The organism is Williamsoniiplasma lucivorax ATCC 49196, from assembly GCF_000518285.1.
Taxonomy (GTDB): Bacteria; Bacillota_I; Bacilli_A; order Mycoplasmatales; family Mycoplasmataceae; genus Williamsoniiplasma; species Williamsoniiplasma lucivorax.
In genome coordinates this window covers 1-17781 of sequence record NZ_JADH01000001.1, presented here as the reverse complement: position 1 = coordinate 17781, position 17781 = coordinate 1, and the positions used below count along the sequence as shown (strand labels likewise).

The window sequence follows — 17781 nt, the reverse complement described above, 5'->3', positions numbered from 1 at the left end:
ATATTATAGACTTTTTTATGCTTGATTAAAAAATGATTTAATTTGCATTAAAGTTTCTTCATTTTCGGGATCATCGATTAAAAAACCAGCAATTTCTTTTTTATAAACCATATTATGAGAACCTAATTCGCGCTCATTTAAATGATTAGTAGCATTTTTAAAATCAGCAAAAGATTTTAAATTTTTAGTTTTATGAATCATGATTTTTTTACTTTGTGCGACTGGACGATATTCAATTCATAGGACAGGCACTTGATGTCAACGTCCATCCGGACCATATACACTAACATATTCAATATGTTCAATCCCATCAAAACCATGGGCTGTAACATTGATTAAATCATAATCGGGATGCACAGCTTCAACTGTGGTTTTTAAAATATTTTTAGTGATTGAATTAGGGTGTTTAAGAGCTTGCATGAAATTAGAAGCAATTAATTCTTGTTCTAAATAAGAAGTTGTGGCTGATTGGTTTTCGTTTGCTTCGTAAATAAATTCTTGAGTTTTATAATCTTGATAACCAGGAATAACTAAAATTGGTAATAATGATAAATAAAGTAAATCAAAATACTTGTTAGCAACTGCTAGTAAATTAGTTTTGATTCAAGCTAAATCATAATGATTTAAATCAATATTATTAAAATGATTAATTTGTTGCAGTATTTCTGCACGAATTTCATTAACTTTTTCTCTTTTGGAAAAGTTAAAATAATCACCCAGACCAATATCTTTTGATTTAAAAAGTTCGACCATTTGACTTTGGGCTAGTGCTGTAAATAACACACGGAATTCAATTTCATGATTACGGTTAGTGGCATTAAATAACACTTCAAAAGCTTTATTGCTTAATAAATTAAAACTTTGATCATTTTTAATGGCTTTTTGCGCCTTTTTTTCAAGTTTACGATATTCATTTTCCACTTCTTTTTCAACTTTTTTTCAATCTTCATGTAAAGGTTCACCAATTTTACGTGAAAACTGTAAATTCGGTGCTAAATCACAAACAAAAATTAAGCGTGCTTCTTCAGTATAATTTGGTCTTGGTTTTTCCACGTGTGCTGTTAAAGTTTGACTGCGTGATCTAGTTTCGTTTTTACCATTAACAGTCACGGTTTCAGTTCAAGAAATAGCAATTGACCCTGTATAAACATGGTTAACTCATCCACGAACTCGTTCATTCATTCAGATTAATGGATTACCATTAATTGAACCACTTTGTAAACCAATTGCAAAACGATCATCAAAATCTGGCAAATTAGTTTGAAAAGTTTTAGTCATCATTTCCATCACTTGATGGCTTAAATAATGGTCAAGTTGTAAATTAGGAATGACTTGTTCAATTTCTTGATTAAATTCTGTTCAATGTAAAATTTGGTTTAAAGAAGTTAAACTCGCTCAACCTTCTTCAATCAAAATGGCAATTTCGCCTTCTTTCTTTTTAACTTTGTTTGTTCATAAAGCATTGCTTTGCTTTATTCTAGTGAAAAGTAAAACTAATAAACCAATCCCAATAATTAAACCAAAACTAAAACAAATTCATCAAACAAAATCCGCAACTCCAGTATCAACTCCAAAAATAAAAAGAATTGATAAAAGTGCTAAACCAAAAAATAAACCAAAACCAATGATCACTAAGGCTTTCAATAATTTAACCTTTTTTAGCTCACCTTTAAAATTGTTTAGTTCATCATCTTTTTTCGTTTTTTGTTGCATTAAATCTTGATTATGAGCAGCATCAATTTGACTCATTTGAATAAACTCATTTAATTTCTTTTCCATCAGTTCTTGATGTTGTTGCTTGTATTGCAAATAATTTTTAACTGGTTCAAACATTGTTTTTCCCCCTTACACAATTAATTTAATCTTATCATTAAATTATTTGCCAAATTAAGTTTTCCAAGCAAAATCACGCAAAATTAACCCAAAATAAGTCTCACTTGCACCTAGAGTCGAGTTAAGACTTTTAAAGTCAGGAGAACTTAATAAATATAAGGTAAAATATATTTATGAACAAAAAGAAAATCGCCTTATTTGGTGGGAGTTTTGATCCCGTCCACACTGATCATGTCAACATTGCCAAAAGTTGTCATCAAAACCTTGGTTTTGATGAAGTTTGATTTATTCCCGCTTACTTAAACCCCTTTAAAGTGGAACAACACTCGACAATTAAAGACCGTTTAGCCATGTTGCGGATTATTGAACAAAAATATGATTTTATTCGCATTAACCAATATGAGATTACGAATAATCGTCCGACATATACTTATGAAACTTTAAAGTATATTACTAAACATTACCCAGATTTTGAATTTGCTTTTATTATGGGTAGTGACCAATTAGATAGTCTTGAATCATGAAATAATTTTGCAGAGTTAATCCAATTAATGCCATTTAAAGTTTTTTTACGTGATGAAGATCACTACAACAAAGCAATTGTCGATAAATATCAGCTAGAAGTGTTTACTTTTGATAATCATCATTTAAGTTCAACTGACATTCGTCAGTTGCAACATTTAAATCAACAAATTCCAGAAATTAACCAATATGTTAATTCCCACCTTTTATACTTACAAGAACGCTTGGCTAGTGTAATGGATGCAGAACGTTATCTGCATTCCATTAATGTGGGGAAAATGGCCCAAAAATTAGCTGTTAAATGGGGAATTGATGAACAAAAAGCACTTGTCGCTGGCACACTTCATGATATTGCTAAATGTTGAAGTTGAGAAAAACATTTATGATACTTAGAACATTATCTACCATTTTTAGTTGAAGAACCAAAACCAATCTGACATTCGTTTACTGGGATGTTACATTTAGAAAAAGATTGGTTAATTAAAGACCAAGAAATTCTTCAAGCTGTTTTTAATCATACAGTCGGAAGCATTGATATGACTTGGTTAGATAAAGTGGTGTTTTGTGCAGATAAGATTAGTGATGAACGTCATTATCCTGGCGTGGAACAATATCGTGAACTTTGTTTTCAAGATTTAGAACAAGGGTTTAAGGAGTTGGTGAAAATGCAATATGAACAAGCTGTTGAAAAACATGGTCAAAATGCGATTGGGATTTTATTAACCAATACTTATAATTATTTTGTTAAAGGAGAAAAAGATTAATGAAAATTATTGTTGGAGCGATGTTTGAAGAACTAGAACAAGTGATTAAAACAAAACAATTAACGCGAGTTGAAAATTCTCGATTTGAAGAATTTAAAAGTTTAGATCATCAATTAGTTGTTTGCATCACTGGTATTGGCACAATTAATGCTGCGAGTGGGTTAACTTATTTATTAACTAAATATCAAAATGTAGAACAAGTAATTAATTTAGGAACTAGTGGAGCAATTGAGCATAATTTACAACAAGGAGAAGTTGTGATTGTTGACAAAGCGAGCTATCCAACAACAAATGTCACCAGTTTTGGTTATGTTCATGGACAAGTTCCAAGAATGCCGCAATACTTTGCTAGTGATCAAACACTTGTAGCTCAACAAATACATCAATTTAAACAAACACACCAAGACTTTAAAATAGTTAATGCAGCAACAATGGATGTTTTTGTCGATAATCAACAAATTGTTGACGAAGTCATTAGTAAACTTCCGTTTCCAAGTCAAATTGTCGAAATGGAAGTTGCTAGTTATATGCAAGTTGCTTATTTATTTAAGGTTTCTTTTATTGGCATCAAAATTATTAGTGATCACGTGATTAGTCCAACTGAATCAAGTTTGGAGTTTAACGAATTCTTAAAACAAGCAGCTAAAAAGTTAAGTGAAATCATTTAAAAAAATGTGCAAACAATGCACATTTTTTATATTATAATTTTATTTCTTATCTGGTAAACTGTTATTATGAATAACATTAAACAAAACGAATTTATCTTCACAAAATTAGAAGCTTCTATTAAAAAAGAAAATGCTCATGTTAATGAAATTAAAATTGTTTCCCCTTTTATCAATGGAAAAGGCATTAAGTTTATGCAAGAACTTATTGATGAAGCAAAACATTTAAAATCTTTAAAAATTATTACCACAACTTTTGATGGAAAATCAAAATTTTTGGATTTGGATGGACTTGTGAAATTTAAAAATAAAAATCAAATTGTTGATGTTATTATTGAAAACTCATATTTAGCAAATGTTGATAGATTACATTCTAAAAATATTATTTTCGTTAAAACTAAAGATCATAATTCTGTGGCTTTTGTCGGTTCGTCAAATATGACTGACAAAGGTTTAAGTACCGGTAAAGAATCAAGTGTAAGAATTGATCAAGATTTTAATCCCCAAATATTTCAAAAAATCAATGATTATTTTGATGAGCTTTGGCAGAACAAGACTGACTTTTTTAATATTTCAGATCAAATGCAATTAAATTTAGCTTTAAGTAAAAAAGAGAGATATGAAAATTGCTTTGTCACACCCAGCTTAGAAGAATTAAAGGAGACAGATTTCTATTCACAAATCACCAAAAATGAACCAATGCAACTTTTTGATTACCAAAAAACTGCAATTCAAAATATTTTTACAAATATTGAAAATGGCTATAAAAAACATTTAATTGTTATGGCAACAGGGACTGGTAAAACTTTTACGATTATGTCATTTATTCAACAATACTATGAAAACGCTGATATTCATAAAAGCAATGATCTACCAAGAGTTTTATATTTAGCACCAAGAAATGAAATTTTAGAACAAGCAATTGCAACTTTAAAAAAAGCTAATTCAAATGTTCTAGATGACGAAATATTCAAATTTTTTAGTAGTCATAATAAAATTAGTGACTATCAAGAAGAACCATTTATTTTTACTTCGTATAATTCAGCAATTTTATATCATCAATGATTAACTAACCAACATTTTGATTTAGTTATCATTGATGAAGTTCATCACTCTGAGGCTACCGGCTTAAAAGATTTCATTTCTAAAATGGAAACAAACGCCAAACATTTAATTGGTTTAACAGCAACACCAGAAAGAACTGATGGTGTAAATATTGCTGATTATTTTGATGGTGGAATTCTTTTTGAAATGTCATTACCAAGCGCAATAGAATTAGGACATTTGAGTAATTTTGATTATTATTTTGTTGATGACTATACAACATCTTTAGAAGGTTTAGATATCACAAAAGATCTTAATGAATTAGCCAAAAGATTAGATAATAATATTCGGCATGATTTGCTTTTAAAAACTATTCAAGAAAAAATCATCCCATATGAAGATGACGATGTTAAAGCTGTGTTATTTTGTGTCAATAAACAACATGCTAAAAATACTGCGAATTTTTTAATAAGTGAAAATTTAAAAGCCGATGTATTAACTTCTGATAATCAACTAGCTGAAAGAAAAAATCTTTTAGATAATTTTAAAACTGGGAAAATTAATTTTCTTTGTGTGGTCGATATTTTTAACGAAGGAATTGATATTCCTGAAATTAATAATTTAATTTTTTTAAGGCCAACCGCTTCTTTTTTAATTTATCTACAACAATTTGGGCGCGGACTTAGAAAACAAGAAAATAAAATTTTATCAATTTATGACTTTGTGAATAATGTTGATTTAAAAGTTAATAAACAATATCACCCTTTTTGATTAGCCAAAGCATTTTTTGATACAGAATTTAGAAGTGTAAACAAAATTATAACATGCATTAAAGATGATGAATTAAATTTACAAGAGAAATGAATTCCAGGTAATTCAATGATTCATATGACACAAATGAATCGACAAACATTAATTAAAAAATTAGAAGAATATGCTAAAACTAATGCTTTTGGTTCAATTTTTAAAGATTATCATAACCAAATCAATAATTATAAAGATTATGAAGAATTCTTTTTAAACACCCAAATGATGCCACATGAGCTTTATCAAAAAAATAATCAAAAAAATTTAATAAGCAATGAAAATCATCTTGATTTTGGAGCTGAAGATAAACTTGTTTTGATGAATTTATCAACATTAAACCATAAAAAATTAATTGAAGAATTTCTTAAAATAATTGAACAAAAAGTGGAGATTGATCCATTTTTTAAGGAAATGTTTATTTCTTATTTTTATACTAATCGAACAACAATTAATAAATATAGACCAACTTTGGACCAAGCTTTAGCAACAATTCTTTCCAAAAAAGAACTATTAAGAGAAACTGAATATCTTTTAAAATTTAAGTTAAATAATGAAGTTTTAATGGATAATGAAATTAATAACTTTCAAAATATGATTTTGACACAATTGCAGATACAAGCTATCATGGGATACTATTCTGAAAACAACATGATTGAAGCACGGACAATTATGTCGGGCGTCCAAGAACTTTCTGGAAAAATATTGTTAAATGCTAGAGAAAATGTTACTGATGTTGGCGAATCAGGTATAAAGCAGTTTTTTGATAAAAATCAAAACATTTTACATTGATATTCTCCAGATGGATGAAGCTTAGAAAAAAGAAATAATAAAAATTTAATAAGTATTTTAGATAATACAATGCCAGTATATGTTTTGTATAAGACTGATAAACTTCTTAAAAAATTTGGCAATAATAAATACGGAATTTTCTTGGGTGTAGTTGCTTCAGTAGAAGATAAAAAACAACACACAAATAAAGATTTTACTCAAATCGAATTTAAATTTAAAATGAGGCCTTTATAGGCTTTTTTCTTTGTCTTGACAACAGCTATGTATTAGACCCTCTTGAAAAAAAAAAAAAAAAGGTAACCTTTTTATTGTAGGGAACGGTTAAAAATATGAGAAAAATAAGAATTTTTGAGACATTTGCAGGCATTGGGGCACAACACAAAGCATTAGAAATCTTAAAACAAAACAATAAATTAGATTACAAAGTTGTTGCGACTAGTGAATGGGATGTTTGAGCAAATATTTCTTATCACGCGATTCACAATAATAATGAAAACATTGCCAAAAAATTGTCTGATCAAGAAATTCACGATTTTTTAAAAACTTTGACACTTTCATTAGATTCTAAGACACCGGCTAAATTTGATTCAATTAAAAGATTAAGTCGTGAAAATAAAGAAATTTTGTATTCATCATTAAAGTTAAATAATAATTTTTCTGATATTACCAAAATTAACGGAAAAGATTTATATCAAAAAACTAATGGTTTTGACTTATTAACTTATTCTTTTCCTTGCCAAGATTTATCAACTGCTGGGAGTTTTCATGGTGGTAATCAAGGGATGGGAAAAGATTCTGGAACTCGTTCAGGTTTATTATGACAAATTGAAAGAATTTTGAAAGAACTTAAAACTCATGGTGAATTACCTAAATTTTTATTATTAGAAAATGTGAGGAATATGCTTTCTTCAAAACACATTGAAGATTACAAAATTTGACTTAAATTTTTAAATAAATTAGGATACAACACACAAACATATTTATTGAATGCTGAAGATTTTGGTACTCCCCAAAAAAGAACAAGGGTTTTTGCGTTGAGTGTTTTAAATGGTGGAGATAATTTCCAAGATACATTCTCCACAACTGAAGAAGTTGTAGAAATAGTAAATGTGCCTAATTCAGTTTCTGACCTTTTTAAAATCACTAAAAGTTTAAGTGATGTTATTGAAACCGATTACAAAAAAATGAATTCAACCAAAATTGAAGAGGCCATTTTATCAATACCAAATGATACGCCTTCAAGAAAGAAAATGTATCAAGAAAATCCAAAATTATTTAGTACTGTTCAAAATGAAAATAAAAATTTTAATATGTCACGTAATAAATCTGGATTTTTATCCAATTGTCGAACAATTACGACAAAACAAGATCGACACCCAAATGCGGGAGTAATTAATATTGAAGGTTCTTTTTTGGAGTCGACATTAAATACTATGGGTATAAAAAACAAGTCAAAGTATCGATTTTTAACACCAAGAGAGTGTTATATGTTAATGGGTTTTCAAGAAAAAGATTTTGAAAACGTTATTAAAAATTTTAATAGGAAAGAAATTTTATTAAGACAGGCTGGCAATTCGATTGTTGTCAATGTTTTGGTGGGAATCTTTAACTATATGAATGAGTTAGGAGAATAAAAATGGAATTAGATATTTGAAAGATAGGAACTAATGTAGGTTCTATGATCAAAGAATGGAAGAATATGGTTTTTCCTGATTTAAAAAGCAATATTTTTTCAATTGTAAAAGATAGTAAAGATAAATATTTTTTAAAATACAATAAAAATCACGGAGAACCAGGAAGTTATACATTATTATGATCTGATACAAAACTTAGACAAAATATTATTTCTATGGTCAATTTAGGAATTCTAGAAATTGTTGATTTTAATAAGGATAATTGAATTTCTGATTATGAAATGATTTTGAATGGAAATATACAACTAAAAACAAAATTCTTTTTAGATAGTAATCCTACTTCAAAAATAATTTATAACCATCTATTTAGTGAAATGATGCAAGAAGAATTTAATTGTTATTTTCAATATAAAAAAGAGCAAAAATCAAATTCTAAAAATGATGACGATGAAACTCAAAAAGAAAATCATGAATATTTTTTTAAAAGTTTTAAGGATATTACTTTTTATAATTCATTTTTTGTTTGTTTATTAAAAGATATCTATAAATTTTCTAATCAAAAATTTTCTATTTTAATAGAAGAAAAGCCAGCAGATGCAAATAAATTTTATAAATATTATGATGGTTTTTTTGATTTACAAGAGTTTTCACCACAAGAACAAAATAATTTAGAAGAATTAGCTGTTTCTTTTTTATTTGCTTCAAGAAAAGAATTTGATCGTGTTACTGGAATGAAAACAACCAAAAACAAAAGGATTAAAGCAGATAACGATCCACACAAAAAGCAATTTTTAGAATTGGAAGATAACATAAGAGAGGATTTTAAAAAAGCAAATTCAAGAAAAGAAATGTTATCTGAGATAAGAACATTTGGAGAAATTCTTTTTGACATTAAAAATAGAAATCACTCATATAAAATTCCTATTTATCAGCGTGATTATAAGTGAAATGAAGAAATGATTGAAAAATTATTTGATGATATATTCACTGGGTCAAATGATGATCAAGGTAAAAAAATACATTATATGGGTACATTATTGGTGAATAGACCCAGAACTAACGATAATAGCAATCTCTCTAAAGTGGTTGATGGACAACAAAGGTTGACATCTTTAATAATAATTCTCAAAGCAATCCATGCCGAAATTATCGATAGAGATATTATTCCTGATCCTTTTATTCACGAAATAATGAATACTAAAAATTATAGAAATTTGATTGAAATGAGTTTTGAAAGAATTTCTGGCAATCCAGATACCGAAGCTTTTAAAGAGTTGCTAACTAATGCTGAAAATCCAAAAAATCCTTATTCACAAATATGAAAAAATTATGGTTTTTTATTAGAACAAAAACTTGATTCTGAACTATGTTCTGATGAAGAGTTATTTAATTTAACAGAATTTATTTTACGAAGAGTTTTATTTACAATAACTACTGATTATTCTGAAAATGAATTTGAAATTTTTGAAAATATGAATACAAAAAAAGTGGAATTAGAAACAATAGAATTAATTAAAAATATTATAATGATGCAAATTCAAGATAAGGTTCTAGAGGAAAATGAAGCCAATATTAATTTACATTTTGATACGAAAATATTAAAAGAATTTAGAGATACAGAAACAAAAAATCAAGTTAATTCAACCAAAATTAATAATTTTATAGCAGCATTTGTCAATTATTATCAATGTTTTTTAGATGAAAATGATAAATTATACAAAACAATTCAAACAGCGGCAAACAACAAAAACGAATTATATTCTATTTTTAAAGAAATAGTAATTTTCAAAATTAAAGAAAAAACTAATAGTCGAGATGGCAAAATTAATTTGGATGAGTATAATGAAATAATAAATTTTTTAAATGAGCATATCCTTCTTTTTAAAAGCGTTACTGATAGAAAATATTATCAAAATACAAATAATTCAACCCATATTTTGAGCGACATTTTAATTAATTTTGAAGGCAGAACAATCTACACCCCCTTAATTATGTTTATTGTTCAAAAATACATGAACAGTTATAAAGAAATTTTAAATCATAATGAACTAAGACGGGTATTGTTTGTAATAGAAAATTATGAAAATAGATTTCAAGTTGTTTTATATCGAGGTCAATCTTTAACAAATACAATGAACAAAGTTTTAGAAAAAGTGGCTAAAGCTAGAAAAATCAATGATGCATTTTTAAAAGAGCAATTCATGTCTAGTGAAACAATGAATAAAATTATTACTCCTTCAAACGAACAATTTAAAGCAGATTTAAAAACCAAAATCTCAGATAAAACACTTAAAAATTTAATAAGAAGAGTAGATTTTTGATTAGCAAATGGTTGTTCATTAAATTTAAACCCAACACATGAATGATTTAAAGTATTAAGAGAAACAAGAGAACACATTATTCCTCAAAAACTAAATGATGAATGAATTGAAATTTTAAAAAGAAACTTAAAAACTAATGACATCAACGCAGTTAACAAAAAACACGCTGAGACATTAGAAATTCTGGGTAATGGCTTATTAATTAATCACAGTCCTAATGCTGCTGCTAAAAATAATGTATTTAAAATTAAAAAACAATTATATGAATCAGATCCGAATATTAAAGATTACTATCAATATAAAGGCTATGATCAAAATGAAGTTTTTTTAATGGATCTTTCAAAAAAAGAAGAATTTAATTTTGATGATGCCGAAAATAGAACAAAACAATTAATTGAAATAATTATGAAAATTTATGATATTTAAAATCTTAAATTAATGTAACTTCGAAAACTCACAAAAATACAAAAAACAACGGTTATTTGAAAAAGCCACATTATTAAATTAATTTTTACAATTTTTAGAATTAAAAATTGTTTTTTTTATATTAAAAGAAGTTATATAATAAAACAAGATTGAGAGGATACATCATGCCGGATTTTCTTATACCAGTTATAATACTAATTGTTGTTTTATTTTTATGTGCTATTTTAATTAAAATTATTATTGAGAAGAAAAAAGTGGAAACAGCTAAGGAAAACTTTAAAAATTCAAGAACTTTACAAAACACTTCCTTACAAGAAATTTTAATTAATTCTGATACTAAAGCATGAACCATCCAAGATATTTAAAAAAAGCAAGGACAAAAAAGTATCGATTTAGCTTCTAGAAAAGATGATATTGACTCAGTATCAGGGATATATGGCTTTTTTATTGAAGATGAAAATATAAATATTGATGAATATTTTATTCCAATATATATAGGTAAAACAAAAAATATTAGATCTCGTTGGTTGCAACACGCAAACAAAATTGAAAAAGCTTATTGGAGTTCTGATAATTCTGAGATTAAATATCAAAAAATTGCTCACTATTTAAGATTAAAAGGGCAAACACCAAATTGTATTAGGTTTATAGTAATAGAAAAAATTGATAAAACTTCTTATGAATATGTGTGTAAAGAAAGAGAAAAGCATTGAATTAATATTTCGGGTTCAGGCCAAAGAGGTTTTAACTCAGTCAATGCCTAAAAATAAAGCTTGAAATTTTCATTCTAAAATTCTTTACAGACCCCCATTTACTTAAATTAAAAGTCTGATGTTATCATTCATTGGACTTTTAAAATTTCTATATTAGTTCTCAGGTTTGTTTTGAGTAGTTCTTAAATTTTCTAATTTTTTCTCTCTTTCATGAAGAAGTTTATAAGATTGAGGTTTTATCACGATTCCTTCTTCTTGATCTTGAAGAAGATGAATTTTTTCCAACATTAGTAAAAGTATATAAGTGTTAATATCAAAACTGATTAAGAAATTTAGAAATTTATCAGCTTTGGGTGCTTCTTCAATTGATAATTCTGTAGGATGACTTGCTCATTGACTCATAGTGTCTTGAATATATTTATGAATTTTCATTGTTAATTTTATTAACTTATCAAAATCTTTATAATGATCCATTGCTTTATCAAAATAATCATTGATATTATCCAATGCTTCTTGCATAAATTTAGGAACTTTTAATTCGTCTAAGAAATCCATAAACATTAAATAGACTTCTCTTAATTGAAAACACACACCTATTCCCATCATTGCATATTTAGAAATTTCTGGATCATCAATACCATAGATATTGTCTAGAATATGCATTTCATTTTCCGTAAAATCTAAAGCTATAGCAGTAAAACTACCTAATTTACCTAGTAAAGTTGGATAAAATTCATTATTTATTTCTGATGCTTTTAACCTTTTGGAAATTTTTTGTGTTTTTGCAAACTCAGTCATTTGTTTATTGAGTTGTATATATAGCTTTTTAATATTATGCGTTTGATCCCAAACTGCAATGAATTCCTTCACTTTAATGTTTTTATCAAAAGCACAATCATACTTCACCATTAAAATTTCTTCTTCAATTAAAGATTTTAGCAAATCTTCATAGACTAATTTCATACTATTTAACCTCATTAATAATTTGATTTTAGCACAAGAACAAATTTATCTATTTGAACATATATCAAAAAACTAAATTTACAATTTTTATTAAATTTACCAAAACATAAAAATAACAAGCAGGAGAAGATTTTTTCTATAGTTTTACTTTTATTAATCAAAAGTGTTATTTTCATTGTTTCGAAACATCACATGATTTTCATTTTGATAAATAATAATTTTGAAAGGATAAAATTTCTTAAATTTGAAATTAATGAAAATTATGAAAATTAAAGTATATGCCCCCATTTCTGGGGTAATCAAAAAAATATCAGATTTAAATGATGGTGTATTTTCTGAAAAAATGTTAGGTGATGGTTTTTATATTGAACCAAACAGCAATGAAGAAACTACACTCTTTTCTATTTTTGATGTAGGAATAGTTGTACAAACATTTGACACCAAACATGCTTTGTTTTTAAAAGCCAAAGATGGACCAATTGTTTTGGTTCATATTGGTTTGGATACAGTGCAATTAGATGGTAAGCCGTTTAAATTGTTTGTTCAAAATCATGATAATATCAACTTGAATTCTGAAATCATTCAAGTTGATTGAAAAATGATTGAAAAAGCAAAATTGAATAAGGCCATTCCTATTGTTCTCGATGAAAGAGAAAATGAGGGTTGAAAATTTCTCAATATTAAAACAGGCAAGGTTAAAAAAGGAGAGGAAATTGCAGTTTTAGAGTTTGTTCAGGAAATCAAAAAACCTACAAAGCTTTCCATTGATGAAGCAATTAAAGACGGTTTTTCTTTTAAAGAAAAATATGCAGAAATCTCTGAAAAGATTTATCAAGCAGTTGGTACTAACACAAATTATAATAAGTATTACAACTGTATCACTAGGTTAAGATTTGACATCAAAGATAAAACAAAAATTCAGCAAGAGGAACTTTCTAAAATTAAAGGTGTTAAAGGAATTAATTGAAACGGTGATGAATTGCAATTAATTTTTGGTGGTGAAGTTACCAAAGTTAGAGAAGCATACGACCAATTAATTGCTAAAGGTGTTAAAACACAAAAAGGCTTTGATTTAAAGAATCATGGTCCTAACACTAAGGGAATGCCATTTTTCAGTAGATTATTAGCAATGTTCAAAGGCATAGTTTTACCTTGTTTACCTGTTTTTATTGGAATTGTCTTAATTGTAGCGCTAAAAGCAATCTTAGAAATTACAGGAGCGATTCGAGTTGTTTTACCTTCTAGTAATTTTGCTAAATACACATTATTTGAAGTCTTTTTATTTAACTTAACTACTTCTAGTTTATTTATTACCCTTTTCATTTCATATACTGCAACCATTTATTTTGGTGGTAATAAAATGTATGGATTAATTGTTGGAATGATTTTATGTGGTCCATTACTTTTTAGAGGGGTGCCTAATCCAAATGGCGCTAATCCTTGAACTTTTGTTTTGTGGTCAACTAAAAGTTTTGTAGATCCAGAATCACCACTCCCAGTTGTTTGGTTGAAAATGGGTGGTTTAAATGCAAGTTTAATTAACGGAATTTTTATTGGTTATATTGCTTCTAAAGCATCACGCTTCTTCACTAAAATAGTTCCAGTATCATTGTCAATGATTGCTTTACCTCCATTAATTGTAGTGAGCACAGTTGCTTCAATGTTTTTTGTAGTTGGGCCAATAATTGGTATGTTAGAAACATTTTTAGGACAACTAGTCGGACTTTTAATTAAAATTCCTTATGGTATTGATCGTTTAATCTTTGGTACACTTTGACCAATGTTGGTGATTACTGGAGCTCATGCTTCGTTAGCAATGATTATTCAAATGCCATGAGTTTTAAATCCGGGAAACATTTATATTCACGTTGATATTATGACATGTATTTTCTGTAGTGCTTTAGGACAACTTGGGATGGGAATTGGTTTATTGATTAAAACTAAAAATAACCAATTAAAACAAAATATTTATGGAGCACTTCCAGCAAGTATTTTTGGCATAAGTGAGCCAATGATGTATGGGGTGAATATCCCGAGTGGAAAAGCTTTCTTCCTTGCTTGTTGTTCAACTGGTATCGGTTCAATGGTTATTGGTTTAACAGGTAATGGTCATTTTTGACCCCAAGGTGGAAATGGGATTTTATCAATTCTTAATGTTCTAGGTCCGAATGGCGATACAAAATCACTTCTATCATGTATGCTTGGTTGGGCCGTTACTTTAGGTTGCGGTATGACTTTGGCCTTACTATTTTGCAATAGTCGTGTTAAAGAAAAAGCAGGTATTAGTAAGATTGACAGAAAAATTATTTCTATTTTAAAACATGACCAAAATGTTGATTTATCAAACATTAAAGAAAATATGAAAGCATTAGAATTAATTTTTTCTAAAGCAAACAACAAACAAATTATTGAATTAGAAAAATTATATGAAAAATATGAAAAATTGAGAACTAAAATTGAAGCTCTAGAAGCTAAAGAAAACAAATTAAAAATTAAGTTAGCAAACAAATTTAATGAACAAAGAACTATGAAAACCAAAGAAGAACTACAAATGTTGTTTGATAAAATCAATAAAATAGATTTTTCAAACAAAATCGAGCAAGTCCAAGCTAAGAAAGATGTAATTGATTTGCGAATTGCAGAAACAAAACACCTTTATCAAAAACTTGTGCATGATTCTCAAGAATTACAAAAACCAATTATTCAAGAATTAATTAAACTTTCTAAGCATAATGAATTAGCAAAACTAGAAAATAATTATTTCAATGCTATTCATTCATTGGATATCTCAGTCAAATTAGAAACTAAAAAAAATGATTTTTTAACTAATAAACAAATTAGAGCAATCGTAAAACCACAACAAAGAATGGAGAAATAAAAGATGAAAGCTGTCATGATCATGTTTGATACATTAACAAGAAAATTTTTACCAAATTATGGAAATGATTGAGTGCAAGCACCAACATTCAAAAAACTCTCAGAAAAAATGGTTACTTTTGATAATTTTTATGGTGGAAGTATGCCTTGTATGCCAGCAAGAAGAGAATTGCATACTGGAAAATATAATTTTTTGCACCGTAGTTGGGGACAATTAGAAGTTTTTGATCATTCTATTTTTGAAATTTTACAAAATCATAAAATTTATACTCACATCGTGACTGATCATTCACATTATTGAGAAGATGGAGGGGCTACTTATCATACTCGCTATAACACTTGGGAAGGGTTTCGTGGTCAAGAAAATGATCGATGAATGTCACTAAAAAATCAAATTGAATATAATAATCTAAATAAACTAAATAAACCCAAAGAAAAAATTCAATATAATTTAGCAAATCGTAGTCAATTACTAGCAGAAGATGATTATTCTTCTGTCCAAACCATTGATGCTGGAGTCAGATTCATTAATCAATATAAAGATGAAGATAATTGATTTTTACAAATTGAATGTTTTGACCCACATGAACCATTTGTTGTACCACAAAAATATCGTGATCTTTATGATTTAAAAGCGACAGACAACATTCCCAATTATCCAAAATACCAATTTATTGATGCTGAAGCAAATAAAGAAGAGATTGCTTTAATGCGTAAAGAATATGCGGCTTTGATTTCAATGATTGATGTTCATTTAAAAAAAGTGATTGATTTATTTGATAAGCATAATTTATGAGTAGACACAATGTTAATGATTAATACTGATCATGGGTTTTCCTTAGGTGAACATAACTTTATTGGTAAAAATTCAGCCCCTTTTTATAATGAAGTGATTCATATTCCGTTCTTGCTTTATGTTCCACAATTCAAGCAATTAAAAGGAACAAGAATTACAGAAGTGGCACAAACTATTGATATTCCACTGACTATCTTAGAACATTTTCAAATCAAAAATGAAGATGATCGAGATGGGAAATCAATCATTAACCTTTTAGCAAAACAAATGAAAAATCATGAGGCAATTCTTTTTGGGATTAATGGAGGTCATGTTGGCATTTTTGATGGAAAATATATTTATATGCGTGCAAGTGCACATCCTAATAATTTGCCATTCACCCAATACACTCTCAATTTCAATTTAATGCGCGGGTTTTTACCAACCCAACTGCTCCAAGCTATGGAATTGGTCAAAGGGAGTAGATTTTCGAACAATGTGCCAGTTTTAAAAATTAATTTCCCAATGAATCCATTTGATTCATATAGGACAGGTCATTTATTATTTGATTTAGAAACTGATCAAGATCAACTTCACAATTTAAAAGATGCTGAAATTGAAAAGATGATGATGCAGAAATTAATTGCCAAATTAAAAGCTGTTGATTGTCCAATCGAAGAATTTCAAAGATTAGGTTTAGATTAATGATGGATATCAAGTAACTGATCTGGGTAGTAAAACAAAAATTAAGATAGCACATTGTGCTATCTTTTTGTTTTTGTCACAAGATTGAGGATTTACTATTTGATATCCACATCCAATTCATTTTTAGTCATGCTCAATTGAATTGGAACATTTATAAATAAATCGTTTTTTTCAAAATAAATTACATCATTATTGTTTGGATCAATGTGTCCTAATTGTTTGCACCATCATAATATTTGGATAATTGGTACAGAAAATTTTTTATAAATTTCATGTATAGAGGATGTTACGGTGAAATATAAATTTAAATCAGGTGTAATTTTTGAATTTAATACATAATTAGCAGTAATTAAATATTCATACACATCATAATGAATAAAGGCTTTTGTATGCGGTTGCATAACAACGCTTTGTTCAGGAGCAGTTAAAACCTCTTCTTGAGTTTCTGTTTTGGTTGTTGTGTCATTTAAATTGAAGCTAAATTTAGCTGTAAATCATTTTATCGCAGCAGTTAAATCTAAGCCAAAACTCTTCATAACAGTGTGGCTTGTAGAATTTGTATATTTTTGGGAAAAGCCAGCACTTTTTAATGTTTGAACATAATCAGTATTATTTGTCAAAACATCATTTTGGGGTCTTTACGGATTTTTGTGTAAATTCATTTTTACTCATTATTCAATTACGACCCTCCCTTCAAACATTATATAAAAGTGAGCCAGTGCAGATCTTCAATTTTTGGGTTGCATAGTTCATTTTTTTTCGATGTTTCTGATAGCTAAATAGAAAGATTTAAAGACGGCATTATCATTAGGAAAAATACGTTTATTTTTAGTGAATTTTCGCAATTGCCCATTCAAAGATTCAATGGCATTAGTGGTGTAAATAATGCGACGAATTTCAGGTGGAAATTGTAAAAAGAAAACTAAATTATCTCAATTATCTT

12 protein-coding genes are annotated in these 17781 nt (G+C 27.7%); 8 read left to right on the top strand and 4 right to left on the bottom strand.

From position 1 onward, the window contains the following. Positions 1-15 precede the first annotated feature (15 nt). Positions 16-1833, bottom strand: coding sequence for an MAG1210 family protein (locus tag P695_RS0100065; protein ID WP_028126311.1), 1818 nt, complete (start codon positions 1831-1833; stop codon positions 16-18). Positions 1834-2006: 173 nt separating this feature from the next. Here P695_RS0100065 and P695_RS0100060 point away from each other — a divergent pair, with 173 nt between their 5' ends. The 6 genes from P695_RS0100060 (at position 2007) to P695_RS0100035 (ending at position 11170) form a co-directional block, all read left to right on the top strand. Beyond that, on the top strand, positions 2007-3119 hold the full coding sequence (locus P695_RS0100060) for a nicotinate-nucleotide adenylyltransferase (RefSeq protein ID WP_035026018.1): 1113 nt from the start codon (positions 2007-2009) through the stop codon (positions 3117-3119). After that, positions 3119-3787, top strand: coding sequence for a 5'-methylthioadenosine/S-adenosylhomocysteine nucleosidase (gene mtnN, locus P695_RS0100055; RefSeq protein ID WP_028126309.1), 669 nt, complete (start codon positions 3119-3121; stop codon positions 3785-3787). The genes P695_RS0100060 and mtnN overlap by 1 nt, the downstream gene beginning before the upstream one ends. Positions 3788-3853: 66 nt before the next feature. Next, on the top strand, positions 3854-6658 hold the full coding sequence (locus P695_RS0100050) for a DEAD/DEAH box helicase family protein (RefSeq protein ID WP_028126308.1): 2805 nt from the start codon (positions 3854-3856) through the stop codon (positions 6656-6658). Positions 6659-6753: 95 nt separating this feature from the next. After that, entirely contained in the window at positions 6754-8058 is a 1305-nt protein-coding gene (dcm, locus tag P695_RS0100045) for a DNA (cytosine-5-)-methyltransferase (protein WP_028126307.1), read from the top strand. A gap of 2 nt (positions 8059-8060) precedes the next feature. After that, on the top strand, positions 8061-10805 hold the full coding sequence (locus P695_RS0100040) for a DUF262 domain-containing protein (protein WP_028126306.1): 2745 nt from the start codon (positions 8061-8063) through the stop codon (positions 10803-10805). A gap of 164 nt (positions 10806-10969) precedes the next feature. Next, a complete protein-coding gene (locus P695_RS0100035) occupies positions 10970-11170 on the top strand; it encodes a hypothetical protein (RefSeq protein ID WP_028126305.1) in 201 nt (66 codons plus the stop codon). Positions 11171-11671: 501 nt separating this feature from the next. On the opposite strand, the gene P695_RS0100025 is transcribed toward P695_RS0100035, so the two are convergent. Then, positions 11672-12481 carry a hypothetical protein gene (locus tag P695_RS0100025; protein WP_028126303.1) on the bottom strand — a complete coding sequence of 270 codons (810 nt, stop codon included), beginning with the start codon at positions 12479-12481 and terminating at the stop codon, positions 11672-11674. 262 nt (positions 12482-12743) lie between these two features. On the opposite strand from P695_RS0100025, the gene P695_RS0100020 reads away from it, so the two are divergent. Further along, positions 12744-15359, top strand: a complete 2616-nt coding sequence (locus P695_RS0100020; RefSeq protein WP_035026017.1) for a glucose PTS transporter subunit IIA — start codon at positions 12744-12746, stop codon at positions 15357-15359. Between the two features lie 3 nt (positions 15360-15362). Beyond that, positions 15363-16838, top strand: a complete 1476-nt coding sequence (locus P695_RS0100015) for a sulfatase family protein (protein ID WP_028126301.1) — start codon at positions 15363-15365, stop codon at positions 16836-16838. 95 nt (positions 16839-16933) lie between these two features. On the opposite strand, the gene P695_RS0100010 is transcribed toward P695_RS0100015, so the two are convergent. Both P695_RS0100010 and P695_RS05140 read right to left on the bottom strand, forming a co-directional pair. Then, positions 16934-17458, bottom strand: a complete 525-nt coding sequence (locus P695_RS0100010; RefSeq protein WP_028126300.1) for an ETX/MTX2 family pore-forming toxin — start codon at positions 17456-17458, stop codon at positions 16934-16936. A gap of 51 nt (positions 17459-17509) precedes the next feature. Continuing rightward, positions 17510-17781 (bottom strand): transposase (locus P695_RS05140; protein ID WP_035026016.1); only part of this gene is annotated, 272 nt, incomplete at its 5' end.